Source organism: Butyricimonas sp. DFI.6.44 (genome assembly GCF_022132345.1).
GTDB classification, from domain to species: Bacteria; Bacteroidota; Bacteroidia; order Bacteroidales; family Marinifilaceae; genus Butyricimonas; species Butyricimonas muris.
Map to the genome: position 1 here is coordinate 380,249 of NZ_JAKNJD010000001.1, position 17,035 is coordinate 397,283.

Genomic DNA, 17,035 nt, shown 5'->3' on the forward strand with positions numbered 1-17,035 from the left:
TTGCAGCCTCAAAACGTGCGAAAAAGAATAATTATTAATATAAATATAACAGTTAGAACTATGTCATTTAAAATTCTCGCGATTAACCCGGGTTCAACATCCACGAAAATCGCTATATTCGAGGACGAAAACGAGAAGTTTGTAAAAAACATTAAGCATTCAGCAGAAGAGATTGCCCAATTCGACAACGTGGCTTCTCAATTCCAATTTAGAAAAGATATCATTCTCTCCGAATTAAAAAACGCCGGATTTGATATTAACGAAATTCAAGCCATTGTTGGAAGAGGTGGTTTAGTTAAACCTATCGAATCTGGTGTATATGAGGTAAATGAATCATTAATTCATGACTTGAATAATCCCCCTCTTGGTGAACATGCTTCCAATTTAGGCGGTTTAATCGCAAACGATATCGCTAAATCGCTTAAAAACGGAGCGAAAGCATATATCGCTGACCCGGTTGTTGTTGACGAATTGCAAGACGTGGCACGCGTCAGTGGTCATCCAGCATTCAAGAGAGTTTCAATCTTCCATGCATTGAACCAAAAAGCAATCGCTCGTACCTATGCCAAAGAGATTGGCAAAAAATACGAGGACACGAATTTAATCGTGGCTCACTTGGGTGGTGGTGTTTCCGTTGGAGCACACCTGCAAGGACGTGTTGTCGACGTGAATAACGCATTGGACGGGGACGGTCCGTTCTCACCGGAACGTTCAGGTTCTCTCCCGACCGGGCAACTCGTGAAACTTTGTTTCAGCGGTACCAAAACGGAAGCCGAAATCAAGAAAATGATTAAAGGCGAAGGCGGCTTGGTGGCTCACTTGGGCACAAATGATGCTTATGAGGTAGAAATGAAAGCCAAAGAAGACCCGAAATACAAATTAATTCAAGATGCCATGTCCTATCAGGTTGGTAAGGCAATCGGTGCGATGGCTGCCGTGTTGAAAGGTAAAGTGGATGGAATCCTGTTGACCGGGGGAATCGCTTACAATCCTTTCCTCGTGGATTACGTGAAAGAAATGGTGGGTTTCATCGCTCCCGTGAAAGCTTACGGCGGAGAGGATGAAATGAGAGCTCTGGCGATGAACGGCTTAATGGTTCTTCGAGGTGAACTTACCGGAAAGACTTACAAGTAAATAAATAATTTAGGATTAGATAGTTTGAAAGTCCGCTGGAAATAATCCGGCGGACTTTTATTTTCATCACTCGTTAGCTCCAAAAACAAGGCTGTAAAGCTTTAATTAATACAAATTATTTGTAGTTTTGCAAAAACCAAAACTCGAAGTAAAAAATGAAGAAGTCTACTTATTCACTTAACATGTTAAGTCTGTTACTTGTATTTGTCATATCCGGAAATAGTATGGCGCAAGAAACATCCTTAAAGAAACAAGATTTAAAAACAAAGGCAAAAGTAACCTCATTCTTCTCCGCTTACCTGTCCGGTAAAGAGAAAGTATGTGAAGATAAAGCCACCCTCAAATTGTCGGACGTGAAGAAAATGCAGAATATTGTATGGGAGGCTTGGAAAGATGCCAATAATAACTTCACGGAAGAGAAATTAATCGACCTCGAAAAATTGGATAACACGAAATCCGGGAAATGGACTCTCCCGGCAGAACTTGAACCCAACGCTATTATGCCTTATTACTGGGGATTTAAAGGTGAAACAATCCCTGAAAACGGATACCCGTTATACTTGTACACGCATGGATCGGGACACAAGGATGCCGAGTGGAAAACGGGAATCAGTATATGTAAGAATTTTGATGACGCTCCCTCTGTTTACTTTATTCCCCAAATACCAAACATGGGAGATTATTACCGTTGGTGGCAAAAAGCCAAGCAATACGCATGGGAAAAGATGCTTCGTCTGGCCTTTGTTACCGGCAAAATAAATCCCAATAAGGTCTACTTTTTCGGAATTTCCGAAGGTGGATACGGTAGTCAGCGTCTTGCTTCATTCTATGCCGACTATTTAGCCGGAGCGGGTCCCATGGCAGGTGGTGAACCACTGAAAAACGCACCTGTCGAGAACTGCAGGAATATTGCTTTTTCTTTACGCACAGGAGCCTTGGACAGGGGATTTTATCGGAATAAACTCACCCAATACACGAAGGACGAATTTGATAGATTAGAAAAATTATACCCGGGAAGTTTTATTCACTATATCGAACTCATCCCCGGCATGGGACACGGCATAGATTACAAACCCACTACACCTTGGTTGAAGCAATATACCCGTAATCCTTATCCAAAATTCGTGAGTTGGGAGAATTTCGAAATGGACGGATTGTACCGTGACGGGTTCTACAATTTAGCCGTGAAAGAACGCTCAAATGATGATACCAAATCCAGAACCTATTACGAATTAAATATCACGGACAACCATATCGCCCTCAAAGCAGATGTGGTGACTTACAAAGCCACGGAAATAGACCCTAACTGGGGAATTGAACTCAAATGCGAGAAGAATTACCAATCCGCTACCAAAGGAAAAGTAATCATTTACCTGTGTGAAGAATTGGTAAACTTGGACAAAGAAATAACCCTAACTGTCAATGGTAAAGAGGTTTTCAAAGGAAAAGTTAAACCGGAACTCAAACACATCGTGAATAGTTGTGCAACATTCTTTGATCCCGCGAGACTTTATCCCGCGGCCATTGAAGTAGACATCGCAAATCTATAGATACCAACATATTAAAGAAAAAGACGGTGTAAAAGACAGACCATCCAACTCTTTTACACCGTCTTTTTATATAAAATATTGAAGGCAATTCTTCACCATTAACGCTATTCCAATCTTTATCGCATTCTCATCCGGTGACATTTTCGGGTTATGCAACGGGGGCATATTCTCTTGCTCTGGCGGACGAACTCCCAATACCCAAAAAGCCCCGGGAATCTTTTCCAAATAAATAGCAAAATCCTCCCCTAAAGTGAGATGATTCATCGAAATCACACGGTCTTCTCCCAAAAGTTCTGTCGCATTATTAGTCACGAATTTTGTCAGTTGCTCGTCATTCACGAGCACGGGCAACCCGTTCCAAGTTTTGTCCATGGTAAAAGTACATCCATACAACTCACAAATCTCCTTGGACTTTTGTTCTATCAACTCGAATAGCCGGTAACGCAATGTATTATCATGTGTCCTGACCGTTCCCAAAACTTCCACTTTATCGGGAATTACATTATTGCATGTTCCCCCGTGTACGGAAGTAATCGAAATCACGGCTGGAATCAAGGGATCACGGAATTTAGTGACTAAAGTCTGGTAGAATTGAATCAAACAAGCAGTTGCCAGAATCGGATCTGAGCCCATGTGAGGCATTGCCGCGTGAGTTCCTTTCCCTTCGACGGAAAAGATTATATTATCGGAAGAAGCAAAAAATGCCCCCGAACGGATTCCGATTGTTCCGGTCGGCAAATTAGGAAAAACATGCTGCCCGAATATAGCTTGCGGCACAGGGGCTTTCAATAACTCCGGCAACAAAAGACGAGCTCCACCCGGTCTTTTCTCTTCACTGGGTTGGAATATGACCTTTACCATCCCGTTCAACTCCTGTTCCCGTGATTTTAAAACAACAGCAGCCCCCAATACCATAGCCATGTGCATATCATGCCCGCAAGCGTGCATCATTCCCGGAGTCAGAGAACAAAACGGCAATCCGGTTTCTTCTGTTACCTTCAAAGCATCCATATCCGCACGAATAGCCACACACTTCTCCCCTTGCCCGATCATTGCGATAACACCGGTCCCGACGGTACGGTATACAATTCCGTATTTATCCAATACTTTTGTAATATAACGCTGTGTTTCCACCTCCTGCATGGCAAATTCCGGATGCTGGTGAAAATGACGCCTGAATTCCACGGCTAAGGGAAAAATATCTTCTACACTCATATTTAATCCTGTTGAAATACAACTACTCTTTTATATGTATCAAAGCATTCGCCAATATAGCGGTAAGACCTCCCGTGGTAATTCCCGATGAAAAAATATTCTTTATCGTATCCGGGCAATAAGCCAGTATCTCCGGGATCAATTCAACACTTAACCCGAGTGAAAAACTTAAAGCTATCACGAGAGTCGCTTTCCGGTTAATATTCTGGGAAGCAATAATCCGGATTCCGGCTGCTGCCACTGTCCCGAACATCAACAAAGTAGCACCACCGAGCACGGGTTCCGGCATCAACGAAAAGACCAGCCCCACGGCAGGGAAAAGACCTAAAATGACCAGAAAAGCAGCAATATAATATCCCACGTATCGACTGGCAACACCTGTCAATTGAATCATCCCGTTATTCTGGGCGAAAACGGAATTCGGGAAAGAATTGAAAACCCCGGCCAAAAAAGAATTAAAACCATCCGCCAAAATACCTCCCGAGGCACGCTTGATAAACTTCTCTCCTTCCACCGGCTCACCGGAAATCATGGAATTTGCCGTAATATCCCCGTAAGCCTCAATCGCCGTGATCATATAGATCAAACCGATAGCTATAAAAGACGACCAGTCAAAAGCCAATCCGTATTTGAACGGTACCGGAATATTCACACCGGAATAGCTCTGTACCGAGGAAAAATCAATCATTCCCATGAAATAAGCTATAACATACCCGACAACCAACCCGATCACGATAGAACTCATCCGGAGATATTTGTTCGTGCTCCGGTTAAAAAAGATAATCAGCACCAACACCAATGCAGCTAATCCAAGATACTCGAAACTACCGAACGTGCCGTTAGCTTTCGCCACTACACCACCTCCGCAAGCTGTTATCCCGACTTTCACGAGGCTCATTCCGATCAAAGTGACCACTATCCCGGATACCAACGGAGTGATAATTCTTTTAGCGTATTTAAGTACGCGGCTAATCAGCATTTCCACCACGGAACCTGCCATACACACCCCGAAAATCAAAGGCAGTCCCCCCAGTAATCCCGTTGATATAATAGGTCCGATAAACGAAAAACTGGTTCCTTGAATACACAATAACCCGGTACCGATAGGCCCGACCCGTTTACACTGAATAAACGTAGAAATCCCGGATGCGAAAAGAGCCATCGAAACAAGAAAACCTGTCGTTTCCAAATCAAGATTCAAAGCTCCCGCGATAATCAACGGCGGAGTAATAATAGCGACAAAAATAGCCAACAAATGCTGTAATGCGGCAAAGAACGCTTCTTTAAAAGGTGGCCGATCTTCAATCCCGTATATAATGGCAGAACTCACTTGTTTATTCGTGCTCATAATTTATACGGTTACCTGATTTTAATTTGACAATTATCCAGACTGTCTATAATAGCCAACGATTCGATATGCACGCCTCTCTCCCGTAACGTGTCACCCCCGTGTTGGAATGCCTTTTCTATAATAAATCCCATGCCCGCGAGTTGAGCACCCGCTTGTTCGATCAAATCAATGATACCGTTCGCGGCATTCCCGTTCGCCAGAAAATCATCAATAAAAAGAACCCTATCTCTTTCTTTCAAAAAATCCCGACTGATACAAACATTATATTCCCGGTCTTTCGTGAAAGACCGAATCGTCGTGGAAATCATATTTTCCATCGTTTTGGGTTGCTTCTTCTTCGCGAAGACTACTGGTAACTCCAAAAGATACCCCACCATGATAGCCGGGGCAATACCACTCGCTTCAATCGTCATCACCTTGTTGAAATCCTTATTGGCAAAACGCCGCACGAATTCAACCCCGATAGACTTCATCAGGATCGGGTCCATTTGATGATTAATAAAACTGTCCACTTTCAGAATGCCGCCTTCAAAGCATTTACCGTCTTGTAGTATTCTCTTTTTAAGTAATTCCATATACCGAATGATTATTGCACGTTTACACTGTCTAAAGGGCAAAAGTACAAAATTTTCTTGGCTTACCTTATAATACTTTCCAAATCTACAATCACAATCCGGTTATTCTGCGCATCAAAAAGTTTATCCCCTATCCGCACCGATTCTTTTCCCACTCTCAGATATGCCACGAGCTCTCCACCGGGATTTACGACCATGGTTTCGTCCTCGTTCGCTAAAAAATGATATCCCCGGTAAGCCATATAACTTACCCAATACTGTCCCGGTTGCAGCCATACATAAGACGCCATATCCCCGTTCACGCACAATATCGCCTGCTGATTCGTGAATACATAAGTTTTCGTGGAATCACATTCGTATAAACTCTTGTACAAAGAATGCTCGTCCATCACGAAAACATTCTCGCTTACCAGATATTTCATGGCATCTTTCTCCTGATCGTATATAAATTTAAGAGGAGAAATACCCCGTATACTATCTATCGGGAATTTAAGCATATACTTTTCAAACAAGGTGTATAACGTGTCGCCTCGCAATTGCACGTAATTAATTTTGCCCAACTCCTTGGGATAGGCCGAAAAAGAATTTTGAAATCCCGTTTCTTTGTTGAACGAAGCGATAAAAGTCTGTCCCCATGCGGGATAAAGAGTACCCACTTTACCATACCCTAAACTGACCATATATAACAAATTGTCCTTAGTGAACAGCAAAGACTGAGCGGCGATTTTGCGGGGCACTCCCTGCAGCCACAATACTTTCCCGTTTCTATCCAAACAGAATACCCGATCACATGAGGCCACGTAAATCTTATCATCTTCCATGTAAATATTCGATACCAGACTCTGCATTAACTCTTCTTTCCCCCGCTCGAACGGCAGATCTTTCAAAAACAGCTCATGCCGCCAGACCTTCCCGCTTTTCACGTTGAGCCCGTACAACGCGTCGGAAACCACAAACACAAGGGAATCATCCTTCCCGTTCATCTCCGTCCAACCGTATTTAGTATATAAATGGTTTTCCCATAAAACTTCACCGGTCTTCACGTCAACGCCCTGCAACTTCGGGCGAGGTGACGATGATGTCAATTTGTACCCCATTGCTATTCCCCATTTTTCACTTGCGTGCGAAAAGTGATTTTTATGCTGCCACAAAATCTTTCCCGTATTACGGTCATAACAGGCAGTGTTATTTCCGGCTTCCAACAACAATATACTTCCGATAGGATTCAGCCGCTCGTATTCATTATTTATTTTCTCGCGCCATAACACTTTTTCATTCTCCGCATCCACGGTTAACAACACCCCCGCGTTCAAAGGATTTCCTGATCGGGATAACCTTTCCAATTGCACGAATAAAGAAAGATTTATCGTATCCGGATACATGTAACGTATATTCCCGTCAAAAACAATTTCCCGTCCCGAGATATTTATTTGACGTTCATAATCCCTACCCACGATACGGTTGGCTATTTCTTCATCGTCAACTTTACGGCGGGCTTGTGCGTCCGCCTCGGGAACAACCATCACGCATACCAAAATCAATATAGAAAAACGTATAAAATGTAATGTTGTAACCATAAGTGCGGACTTTTAAATCTATTCCTACAAATATAGAATATTTCTTTAAAGAAAAAAAGAAGGTTCATAAAGTCAAGGAATATATCCCTACAACTTTACGAACCTTATAAACCTTATGAACTTTATAAACTCAGCCTAAAATCCTTTTTGTTTCTCAACCCACAACCGTGCATTCACGAATGCCTCTATCCACGGGCTCACTTCGTCATTTTCACGTCCCTCTGCATAATAGGCCCAGTTCCACGGGTGTATAGAACGTTCCAAATGAGGCATTATCGCCAGATGGCGACCGTCCTTACTGCATATTGCTGCGGTGGCAAACGGCGAGCCGTTCGGGTTGGCGGGGTATGTATCATGCGAGTAACGTACCGGAATATTGTACTCTTCCTGACCGTAAGGCAGGTAGAACTTCCCTTCCCCGTGAGCAATCCAGATTCCCAATCGTGTTCCGGCCATAGTCTTCAACATCACGGAATTGTTTTCCTCGATATCGACACTTAGGAAAGCCGACTCCAACTTGTGGGAATCATTATGCAACATCTTCGCTTTCTCCTTGTGTTCCGGGTAAATCAAATCCAACTCCACCATCAATTGGCAACCGTTGCAAACCCCCAAGCTCAAAGTATCTTCACGTTTGTAGAAATTTTCCAAAGCGATACGAGCCTTCTCGTTATACTTGAAAGCTCCTGCCCAACCTTTAGCTGAACCGAGTACGTCCGAATTGGAGAATCCGCCCACGAACACGATAAAATTCACGTCTTCGAGAGTTTCCCTACCGGTAACCAAATCGGTCATATGCACGTCCTTCACGTCAAATCCAGCAAGATGCATCGCCCAAGCCGTTTCGCGCTCGCATTGGCATCCTTTCTCCCGGATAATAGCCGCCTTGATACCTGACGATTTCGTGCGGTTGCGATCTAACCCGAATTGTGCCAGTTTTCCCGTGAATGACGGGGCAAACTTGTATTTTAACTCGTGATGTTTGTAATTCTTGTATCTTTCAAGAGCTAATTCATTACCGCTCTGACGACGATCCAGCAAATAAGACGTCTTGAACCAAAGATCCCGCAAAGACGGAATATCGAGATTCAACACGGTAGCATCCTTCTTGATATTCAACTTCCCGGCTTTACCCGTACGTCCCAAGAAGTTATAAGCTACCCCAGCTTCATCCAAGATAGCGGCAACCTTCTTGCAATCCTTGATTTGTACCAACACGCCCGGGTTTTCGGCAAACAATATCTTCACGATATCCTTCTCTGCTAAATAAGAGAAATCAATATCCAGTCCCAAACGATTGTCTGCAAAACACATCTCAAGCAACGCGGTAATCATACCTCCTGCCGAGATATCGTGTCCCGCAAGAATATACCCCTCGTCCACCAAACGCTGAACGGCAGTGAAAGCAGCGGCGAAATAATCCGCATCCTTCACGTCCGGGGTTTCTCGTCCCACCTTGTTCAATATCTGGGCAAAACTGGAACCTCCCAATTTCAACTTATCGAAAGAGAAATCAATATAAACGATTTCCGTATCCTTGTCCGCCTTCAATACCGGGGAAACGATTTTCTTCACGTCGATAACCTCTCCCACGGTAGAAACGATCAACGTACCCGGTGCGTATACTTTATCCTTGCCGTATTTCTGCGTCATGGAAAGGGAATCCTTTCCCGTCGGGATATTGATACCCAACTCTATCGCGAAATCACTGGCAGCTTGTACCGCTTTATACAAACGGGCATCCTCTCCGGCGTTCTTGCAGGGCCACATCCAGTTTGCCGACAGGGAAACACCCCGCAGTCCCTCTTCGACCGGAGCCCAGACTAAATTAGTCAAAGCCTCGGCAATAGCCAACCGGGAACCACTGGCAGGATCAGCCAACGCGGCAACCGGGGCATGCCCGATAGAAGTTGCGATACCTCTCTCCCCGTGATAATCCAATACCACGGCACCCAAATCGTTTAACGGCAATTGCAACGGTCCGGCACACTGCTGATGAGCCACCCGACCGGATACGGAACGGTCGACCTTGTTCGTCAACCAATCCTTACAAGCCACCGCTTCGATTTGTAATACCTGCTCGATATACTCTTCAACTTTATCGGCACTATATTCTATTTCTGCAAAGTGTTCTTTTTTACTCTTGTCCTCCATGATCGTCTTCGGCGGATTCCCGAACATATCGGTCATCTCCAAGTCGATTGGCTTTTCCCCGGTTTTCCCGTCCTCGAACACGAAACGGTGATCTCCTGTCGTTTCCCCTATCACGTACATCGGTGCGCGTTCGCGGTCAGCCACCCGTTGCAATGTTGCCACGTCCCCGGATTTAATCACGAGTCCCATGCGCTCCTGCGATTCGTTACCCACGATCTCCTTGTCGGAAAGTGTCGGATCACCCACGGGCAACTTATCCAGATGAATCAAACCTCCCGTTTCTTCCACCAATTCGGACAAGCAATTCAAATGCCCGCCTGCCCCGTGGTCATGAATAGACACGATCGGGTTATTCTCGCTTTCCGCCATAGAACGAATCGCATTACATACCCGGCGTTGCATTTCCGGGTTGGAACGTTGCACGGCATTCAACTCGATAGCGTTGGCATACACACCCGTATCTACCGATGAAACGGCTCCGCCGCCCATACCGATACGATAGTTGTCACCCCCCAACAACACAACTTCCTCACCTACCTCCGGGGTATGTTTCGTTGCTTGGTCTTTATTACCGAACCCGATACCCCCGGCTTGCATGATCACCTTGTCGTAACCATACGTTTTTTCGTGTTCCTCGTGCTCGAAAGTCAGCACGGAACCCACGATTAGCGGTTGACCGAATTTATTGCCGAAATCCGAAGCCCCGTTCGAAGCTTTGATTAATATATCTTCCGGAGTCTGGTACAACCACTTCCGGGGATTAATAACCTGTTCCCACGGGCGGTCGGCGTCCAAGCGAGGGTAGGAAGTCATGTAAACAGCCGTACCCGCTAACGGAAGAGAAGCCTGTCCCCCGGCAATACGGTCGCGGATTTCACCGCCCGTACCGGTTGCAGCTCCATTGAAAGGCTCTACCGTTGTCGGGAAATTGTGCGTTTCCGCTTTCAACGAAATCACCGTGTTGATATCCCTCTGCGTGTAGAAATCCGGTTTATCCTGTGACACCGGGGCAAATTGCACGCTGGCAGGTCCCTCGATAAAAGCACAGTTATCCTTGTAAGCCGATACAATACGATTAGGATTCGTCTTGGAAGTCTTCTTGATCATGGCAAACAAGCTTTCCTCCTGCTCTTCCCCGTCAATAATAAACCTTCCGTTAAAAATCTTGTGCCGGCAATGCTCCGAATTCACTTGCGAGAACCCGAACACTTCCGAATCCGTCAAACGACGGTTCAACTTCTTGCTCAAACTCTCCAAATAAGAAATCTCATCCTCGTTCAAAGCCAACCCTTCCTGTTGATTGTAAACCCGTATATCCTCGATATACACGATCGGGTCCGGCTTCTTGTCAATCGTGAATGTATCTTGATTTAACCCCTTGTAGAATGCTTGAAGCATCGGGTCAAAAGTTGCTTTCTCATCTTCAACGCGAGTAAATTCCTCGATCCTCAATATCCCGGCAATCCCCATGTTCTGGGTAATCTCCACGGCATTCGTGCTCCACGGGGTAATCATTTCCCGGCGAGGCCCCACGAAAAAGCTATCCAGAACATCCTCCCGCACTCTCTTCGCACCACTGAACAACCATTCTAATTTACTTACATCTAAAGGATTTTCCGTATCTTTATAGTGTACGGCATACACTGTTGCATCTTTTTGATAGAATACTATAGCCATGCGTTTTATTTGTTTATTTTCAACTACACGTGTTCGCACCGCGAATATAATAAAAAATTCCCCGCCAGCCTCTCAACTCGCGGGGAAAAAACCGGACAATTCGCATGAAACCGCTTTTTGCCCGGTCCATAAAGTCACGGGCGTCCCCTTCGGACTGTGTTCATCGGCAGCTTTGCTGCCGTAAGCTAAGCGCCCGCAGGGTCTATGGACTTTACGGACCTTATGAACTTTATAAACCTTTGACTAATAGGGCAAAAAGTGTTTTCACGCATTTGCCCTAGGGGAAAAAACACTATTCCGGTCGAACCGTCACGCTATTCGACGCCTTCCGCTTGTCCTTCGACAACATGAAAGCGTAAAACACGAGATTCTCTTTACTCCATCCCTCGTCCATCGCGATCGATGTTGAACCCGCTTCCTTACGATTCCTGCAAGCTTCCACGATCATCTCCTTTTTGGTCTTCTCGTAAACCACCACGTGCAACACGTCCGTCGGGTTAGCTACCGTGTTCCACCGAGTTTGAGCCTCCTGTGAAACCATCACCTTACCGTTCTCCTCGTCCACCGTGATAGTCACTTTACCGTTTTGCAAAGAACCGGCGGCACACTTGAGTTTTTCGAAATCAATCGTGGGCTCGTAATTCTCGTCCACCGTCACTGCCGCCATGTTCGATGACACGAACGCGTTATAGAACGTGCTTCCACCCTTACGTCCCGGGAAACCAAGGACCGCCGCTGGGGCAAAATACCGGGAAACCTCTTCCAGTGTCTTCAACTTCGCCCGTTGCGTCAATTGCGCGGGCGTCCGCGGGTTGCGCACCGTGTTCCTCTTGCCTCGCGCGATACTGTACCCGTTCGCCCCAGCGTACATCGTCACGTTAGCCACTGATTTTCTCACGTCTCCCAACAAAAATGATTTAAATAATGCCATAATCTCAAATTTTAAAATAAAACATATATTCATAACACGAAATGTAAATTCTCCGAGAAATCATCTCTCCCCGCTGACCCGAAGAAACAATAAAAATGTACCTTCCCTCTTTCCTCGCTCGTGAGCTCTATCTCCACGAGTTCATCCCCTCGAATTGCCTCGGTTTCTCCCGGTCCGATAATCCGGAAATTCTTGTCCTCCGTCATCACCACGCACCACAATTCGTCCGCCAGCCGTTCATCGCTCAACATATCTTCATTCCTCCATGTCAAACGAACCTTATCGCCTTCCCGGCACGCTTGTAAATCATGGGGCAAACCCAAGCCTCCCGAGCTGAAACGCACCAAATCATACAGCAATGCAGTCCCGTTAAACGCCCGAATATTGGCCTGCACGAAAAGATTATACGCCGAACGCTTCTTTCTTCGCCCCACGGCCTGCCACACGAGAGCCAATAGCGTCTGCCGGACAACCCCGTAAAACGTGACCGTTCCCCGCATTCTCTCCCTGTAATACAATTGCAACTCCGAACGACAATCCTTCACCTGTCCCGGGGATGTTCTCATGTAAAGATTATCCCCTACCTGATAATAAATTACCCTCCCTATCTGCCCCGAAAAACGATTAAACACACTTGAATAACAACGAGCCATAACAACCTCCTTTTCTAATTAATTAAACTTTAATCTCTTCTTCAACTCCTCGAAGGGAAATGCCGGTCCCGGGTCTACCTTTCGTGAAGTGATATCCGAATGCCTCACGAGATATTTGATCTTGTACCTTTCTTTCAGCAAGCGACAAACCTCTTCCAGAATTTTAAATTGCCCCTCGGTAAACAGATGCCAGTACCTCGCTCTCCCTTCTATCTCGGTCGTGTACACCTGTTCGGGAGAATATTCCCGCCCGAAATACGAGTAATACCTGTTGCCTACCCGTTGCAACTCTCCGGCGTTATCCAACTCTATGCCTATCGAACAATCATTCAAGTTCACCCTTCCGGCATGGTAACTCTTCCCCGCGTGCCACGCTTTCACGTCAAAAGGCAACAACTGGAATATCTCCCCGTCCCGGCCGATCACCGCATGAGCCGATACTCCCGTGTCCGGTCTGCTCAAGTAAAGGGCGGACGAAACAGCGCTTGCACCTCCCGTCCCGTGCAGCACGATAGTATCCGAGTGCGATAACCTCACGTTACATTTCAAACACTGTAAATACTTCACGTTATCCCCGAACAACAAATTGTCAATAATTTCCATAACACTTCAAATTTAAAATGAAACACATGCCTTATTTCTGTCTTCGGGACAACAGGTTACCGGTAATCGTTTCCCCGCTTCTACCAATCACGTACCCGCCTATCCCGATTTCCAGCAAATCCCAAAAACGGGAAGTGTCGGACAACATTGACGACTCCGTGAATACTCCCAGTACAACCAACAACGTGAGCACCAGCATCACCATCGGGCGCCACGACCGTTGCAACCAATTTCCCCGCATCTCATCACCCACTGCCGCCGACTGTTCACGCACCAGCTCACTCTTGTAACGATACACCAGAGATTGAATCTCCTCCTGTATCTTCTGTTTTTCTCTCGAGGACACCGACAATCGATTCACGATATCCCCAATCTCTCTAATCACGTTTTGTAATACTCCCATAATCTTTTGTAATTTTTAATTGTATTCCAAAAGTACATCCCAAACCGCCCTTTACCAAACGAAATTATCTGAATGCCCCGATTTATTATCTGAATGCCCGGAAAAATTATCTAAACGGAACTTGTTCTATATTTATCTATACAAGGTCATCTCACAAGCACGATTAATAATTAACGATTTTATCTTCTATGCACTTTTATCCTCTTCCCCCTTTTTCTCTGACCTAAAATTCCAAAACACGAAACACCCGAATACCTCCTCCCGGTAACGGGAACTCATCGGTATCAAAATATCATCAATGTAGATTGTGTTATTGACAAACCCCTCAATCTCCCAAAGATTCACGATATAACTCCGGTGAACCCGCCGAAACATATTCCTCGGCAACAACAGTTCGGTCGCCACAAGAGGATTGGTGACGAAAAGCGTGGACCGATCCCGAAAATAAATACGACTATAACATCCCGAAGCTTCCACGTACAGAATTTCCGAGTAAAAATATCTCACTGTGCGTTCACCTTTACGTATAAAAAAACGGTCTCCCACGAGACGTTGCGATTGATCATTCAATTCTTTCATAAATCTGTAGTTTTATATTTCGTGAAATGACCTTTTTCATGTACAAGGAAACAATACCCACAAAAACGACCAGAGGCTGTGTCAAAAAACACAGCCTCTGGTCTAAATCACTCAATCGCCCAATCGTAAATCATAAATTGGTAAATCTCCCAATCGACAATCATAAATTCATTCTAATTTGTTCTACAATATAACTCACGTCATCATCCGTCACGCAAGGACCACTAGGCAAACAGAGTCCCGTTTTAAACAACGACTCGCTCACCCCGTTCACGTGACAAGGGTTATTTCTATAAACAGGCTGCAAATGCATCGGTTTCCACAACGGGCGACTCTCTACCCCCGCCCGATCCAACGCCAACCGCATCGCCTCCACGTTTCGGTTCGGCTCGCAAGCCGTGTGTAAAGCCGAAGCCGCCCGGGTTACTCCCGCCGCTCCACCAACGGCTCCTTGTACCGCTTCCTCGTAAGCGTGTTCCTCGCCCTTGACATGCAAATCCGGCTCAAGAGTCACCGTGCAAAGCCAAAAATTACTGTCATAACATGACGACGGGTTCTCGTGAAGGGTCACACCATCTACCCCCTTTAACAACTCCCGGTACAACGCTTGCACGTGCTTGTGATGCGCCACGTGCTCCTCCACTACCGTCATCTGTCCCCGCCCGATTCCGGCACAGATATTCGACATCCGGTAATTATAACCGATCTTCTCGTGCTGGTAATAAGGATAAGCCTCACGTCCTTGCGTCGCGTAAAACATCACTTCCCGCTTCGTCCCCTCGTCCGGGCAAATCAACGCACCGCCACCGCTCGTGGTGATCATCTTGTTCCCGTTAAACGACAACACCCCGTAACGCCCGAACGTCCCGAGCGCTTGCCCTCGATACCTCGAACCGAATCCCTCGGCGGCATCCTCTATCACGGGAATATCGTAACGGGTGGCTATCTCCAAGATTCGCTCGCAATCGTATGGCATCCCGTAAAGCGCCACCGGGATAATCGCCTTTGGCTTACGACCCGTCTTGACTACCCGCTCCTTGATCGCCTCCTCCAGCAAATCCGGGTCCATGTTCCAACTATCAGCCTCCGAATCCACGAACACCGGAGTAGCCCCTAGATAAGTCACCGGGTGAGCGGATGCACAAAACGTGAACGACTGCACGATCACCTCGTCACCAGTCCCGACACCACAAGCCAACAACGCCAAATGCACCGCTGCCGTTCCGGCTGATAACGCCACCACCTCTTTACCTTCCCCGATAAACTGCTTGATATCCTCCTCGAAACCGTTCACGTTCGGTCCCAGCGGCACCACCCAATTCATGTCAAATGCCTCTTTTATAAACTTTTGTTCTTCACCAGACATGTGTGCCAGGCAAAGATAAATACGTTTTCGATTCATAAAAGTCTTTTAAACATGCACTTTTATAGCCAAGACTTGTCATACATGCCTCTCTATCACAAGTGCTTTATTTATTAATTTAACTTGCAATTATTTTTAATAGACTCTCAATTTTTACACCATGTTTTAGGCTCTCGTCCTATCCTTTCGAATCATTTTCACTGAACATACCACATTTTTCTTATTACGACAAGCCAATCTTTTTGCCCCCTCACTTGTCAATTGGTGCCATCAAAAGGAACCGTTGTCGCTTCTCCATCTTTTGCTACCCCCTCCCTCATGAAAACCTTCTTTATTGTCAAAAATAAAATTTTCAAATCCAACATAAAAGAAATATGTTCCACGTACCATACATCATATTCAAACTTCTTCGTCCACGATATATTATTTCTTCCATTGACCTGAGCCCATCCCGTAATACCGGGACGCACATTATGCCGTCTAAATTGTTCTAAAGTATAAAGCTCCCTATATTTTACCGGAAGAGGACGAGGCCCCACTAATGCCATATCTCCTTTCAACACATTTACTAATTGAGGCAGTTCGTCTATAGATAACGCCCTCACGACTCGCCCTACAGGTGTTAATCTATCTGCATCAGGAAGTAATATCCCACTCTCATCCCTTTCATCACTCATTGTTTTAAATTTCAAAATATTGAAAGGTATTCCCCTATACCCCAAACGTGTCTGTACAAAAAATATCCCGGTTATTTTTTTATGTGCAATCAATAATAAAATTACAACAACACATAAAAACGGCATTAAAATACATAACATTATTAGGGCAAGAATGAAATCAATCCCCCTTTTCACTAAAGACACATATACACTCATCTTATATTATAAATCAATCACAAACATCTTTGCTTTCAAAATAGGAACATCCAACAAGTTAAAATTTTCTTTTCATCATCCAAATAACAATCTCTATTTCTGCATACACCAAACTAAAATCTTAGTTTTATTTACTACAAATAATCTATCATATTAAATCATCACATCATATTTTTTTAATATAGTCTTACCGACACTATAAGAAGAAAAAGCAACAATATCCTCCGTATCAAACATAATATCAAATTCATCCTCTAAAGATGTTATAAGACTCAATTGTTTAATTGAATCCCACCCTTTTATTGTTTGGTTAGAGAATTCTTGGTCAAAAGCTTTTTCTGAAACCGAAAATACCTCCATAAATACCCTGTTGTACTTTTCAAGATTTGTCATAT

At 45.0% G+C, this 17,035-nt stretch carries 15 protein-coding genes; 2 read left to right on the forward strand and 13 right to left on the reverse strand.

From position 1 onward, the window contains the following. Window positions 1–60 precede the first annotated feature (60 nt). Window positions 61–1,134 (forward strand): butyrate kinase, encoded by a 1,074-nt coding sequence (gene buk, locus L0M98_RS01755; RefSeq protein WP_227214724.1) that lies wholly within the window; start codon window positions 61–63, stop codon window positions 1,132–1,134. A 155-nt stretch (window positions 1,135–1,289) separates the two neighbouring features. After that, window positions 1,290–2,684: a hypothetical protein gene (locus L0M98_RS01760; protein ID WP_227214725.1), complete on the forward strand. Its 1,395-nt coding sequence runs from the start codon at window positions 1,290–1,292 to the stop codon at window positions 2,682–2,684. 66 nt (window positions 2,685–2,750) lie between these two features. Here the strand turns inward: L0M98_RS01760 and L0M98_RS01765 are convergent, their stop codons facing one another. The 13 genes from L0M98_RS01765 to L0M98_RS01825 all read right to left on the reverse strand — a co-directional run bounded on the left by L0M98_RS01765 (window position 2,751) and on the right by L0M98_RS01825 (window position 17,033). Next, complete coding sequence (locus tag L0M98_RS01765; RefSeq protein WP_227214726.1) at window positions 2,751–3,899, reverse strand: M20 metallopeptidase family protein; 1,149 nt, start codon at window positions 3,897–3,899, stop codon at window positions 2,751–2,753. A 22-nt stretch (window positions 3,900–3,921) separates the two neighbouring features. Continuing rightward, window positions 3,922–5,247: a nucleobase:cation symporter-2 family protein gene (locus L0M98_RS01770; protein WP_227214727.1), complete on the reverse strand. Its 1,326-nt coding sequence runs from the start codon at window positions 5,245–5,247 to the stop codon at window positions 3,922–3,924. An 11-nt stretch (window positions 5,248–5,258) separates the two neighbouring features. Further along, window positions 5,259–5,825 carry a xanthine phosphoribosyltransferase gene (gene xpt, locus L0M98_RS01775; protein ID WP_186975397.1) on the reverse strand — a complete coding sequence of 189 codons (567 nt, stop codon included), beginning with the start codon at window positions 5,823–5,825 and terminating at the stop codon, window positions 5,259–5,261. Window positions 5,826–5,887: 62 nt separating this feature from the next. Further along, window positions 5,888–7,402 (reverse strand): outer membrane protein assembly factor BamB family protein, encoded by a 1,515-nt coding sequence (locus tag L0M98_RS01780; protein WP_227214728.1) that lies wholly within the window; start codon window positions 7,400–7,402, stop codon window positions 5,888–5,890. 135 nt (window positions 7,403–7,537) lie between these two features. Beyond that, window positions 7,538–11,233: a phosphoribosylformylglycinamidine synthase gene (purL, locus tag L0M98_RS01785; protein ID WP_227214729.1), complete on the reverse strand. Its 3,696-nt coding sequence runs from the start codon at window positions 11,231–11,233 to the stop codon at window positions 7,538–7,540. Between the two features lie 292 nt (window positions 11,234–11,525). Then, window positions 11,526–12,164 (reverse strand): DUF6266 family protein, encoded by a 639-nt coding sequence (locus L0M98_RS01790; RefSeq protein WP_186975400.1) that lies wholly within the window; start codon window positions 12,162–12,164, stop codon window positions 11,526–11,528. Between the two features lie 29 nt (window positions 12,165–12,193). Continuing rightward, window positions 12,194–12,817 (reverse strand): hypothetical protein, encoded by a 624-nt coding sequence (locus tag L0M98_RS01795; RefSeq protein ID WP_186975401.1) that lies wholly within the window; start codon window positions 12,815–12,817, stop codon window positions 12,194–12,196. Between the two features lie 18 nt (window positions 12,818–12,835). Next, window positions 12,836–13,420 carry an N-acetylmuramoyl-L-alanine amidase gene (locus L0M98_RS01800; RefSeq protein WP_186975402.1) on the reverse strand — a complete coding sequence of 195 codons (585 nt, stop codon included), beginning with the start codon at window positions 13,418–13,420 and terminating at the stop codon, window positions 12,836–12,838. Window positions 13,421–13,451: 31 nt separating this feature from the next. After that, a complete protein-coding gene (locus L0M98_RS01805; protein WP_099292495.1) occupies window positions 13,452–13,823 on the reverse strand; it encodes a 3TM-type holin in 372 nt (123 codons plus the stop codon). Window positions 13,824–14,009: 186 nt separating this feature from the next. Further along, on the reverse strand, window positions 14,010–14,402 hold the full coding sequence (locus L0M98_RS01810; protein ID WP_099292496.1) for a LytR/AlgR family response regulator transcription factor: 393 nt from the start codon (window positions 14,400–14,402) through the stop codon (window positions 14,010–14,012). A gap of 160 nt (window positions 14,403–14,562) precedes the next feature. Then, a complete protein-coding gene (locus L0M98_RS01815; protein WP_227214730.1) occupies window positions 14,563–15,804 on the reverse strand; it encodes a DegT/DnrJ/EryC1/StrS family aminotransferase in 1,242 nt (413 codons plus the stop codon). A gap of 218 nt (window positions 15,805–16,022) precedes the next feature. Continuing rightward, a complete protein-coding gene (locus L0M98_RS01820) occupies window positions 16,023–16,640 on the reverse strand; it encodes a sugar transferase (protein WP_186975404.1) in 618 nt (205 codons plus the stop codon). Between the two features lie 153 nt (window positions 16,641–16,793). Further along, window positions 16,794–17,033 (reverse strand): acyl carrier protein, encoded by a 240-nt coding sequence (locus L0M98_RS01825; protein WP_186975405.1) that lies wholly within the window; start codon window positions 17,031–17,033, stop codon window positions 16,794–16,796. Window positions 17,034–17,035 lie beyond the last annotated feature (2 nt).

Excerpts from the sequence above, each read along its gene's own strand:
- buk (WP_227214724.1), top strand. The coding sequence starts at position 61 with ATGTCATTTAAAATTCTCGCGATTAACCCGGGTTCAACATCCACGAAA.
- L0M98_RS01760 (WP_227214725.1), top strand. The coding sequence starts at position 1,290 with ATGAAGAAGTCTACTTATTCACTTAACATGTTAAGTCTGTTACTTGTA.
- L0M98_RS01765 (WP_227214726.1), bottom strand. The coding sequence starts at position 3,899 with ATGAGTGTAGAAGATATTTTTCCCTTAGCCGTGGAATTCAGGCGTCAT.
- L0M98_RS01770 (WP_227214727.1), bottom strand. The coding sequence starts at position 5,247 with ATGAGCACGAATAAACAAGTGAGTTCTGCCATTATATACGGGATTGAA.
- xpt (WP_186975397.1), bottom strand. The coding sequence starts at position 5,825 with ATGGAATTACTTAAAAAGAGAATACTACAAGACGGTAAATGCTTTGAA.
- L0M98_RS01780 (WP_227214728.1), bottom strand. The coding sequence starts at position 7,402 with ATGGTTACAACATTACATTTTATACGTTTTTCTATATTGATTTTGGTA.
- purL (WP_227214729.1), bottom strand. The coding sequence starts at position 11,233 with ATGGCTATAGTATTCTATCAAAAAGATGCAACAGTGTATGCCGTACAC.
- L0M98_RS01790 (WP_186975400.1), bottom strand. The coding sequence starts at position 12,164 with ATGGCATTATTTAAATCATTTTTGTTGGGAGACGTGAGAAAATCAGTG.
- L0M98_RS01795 (WP_186975401.1), bottom strand. The coding sequence starts at position 12,817 with ATGGCTCGTTGTTATTCAAGTGTGTTTAATCGTTTTTCGGGGCAGATA.
- L0M98_RS01800 (WP_186975402.1), bottom strand. The coding sequence starts at position 13,420 with ATGGAAATTATTGACAATTTGTTGTTCGGGGATAACGTGAAGTATTTA.
- L0M98_RS01805 (WP_099292495.1), bottom strand. The coding sequence starts at position 13,823 with ATGGGAGTATTACAAAACGTGATTAGAGAGATTGGGGATATCGTGAAT.
- L0M98_RS01810 (WP_099292496.1), bottom strand. The coding sequence starts at position 14,402 with ATGAAAGAATTGAATGATCAATCGCAACGTCTCGTGGGAGACCGTTTT.
- L0M98_RS01815 (WP_227214730.1), bottom strand. The coding sequence starts at position 15,804 with ATGAATCGAAAACGTATTTATCTTTGCCTGGCACACATGTCTGGTGAA.
- L0M98_RS01820 (WP_186975404.1), bottom strand. The coding sequence starts at position 16,640 with ATGAGTGTATATGTGTCTTTAGTGAAAAGGGGGATTGATTTCATTCTT.
- L0M98_RS01825 (WP_186975405.1), bottom strand. The coding sequence starts at position 17,033 with ATGACAAATCTTGAAAAGTACAACAGGGTATTTATGGAGGTATTTTCG.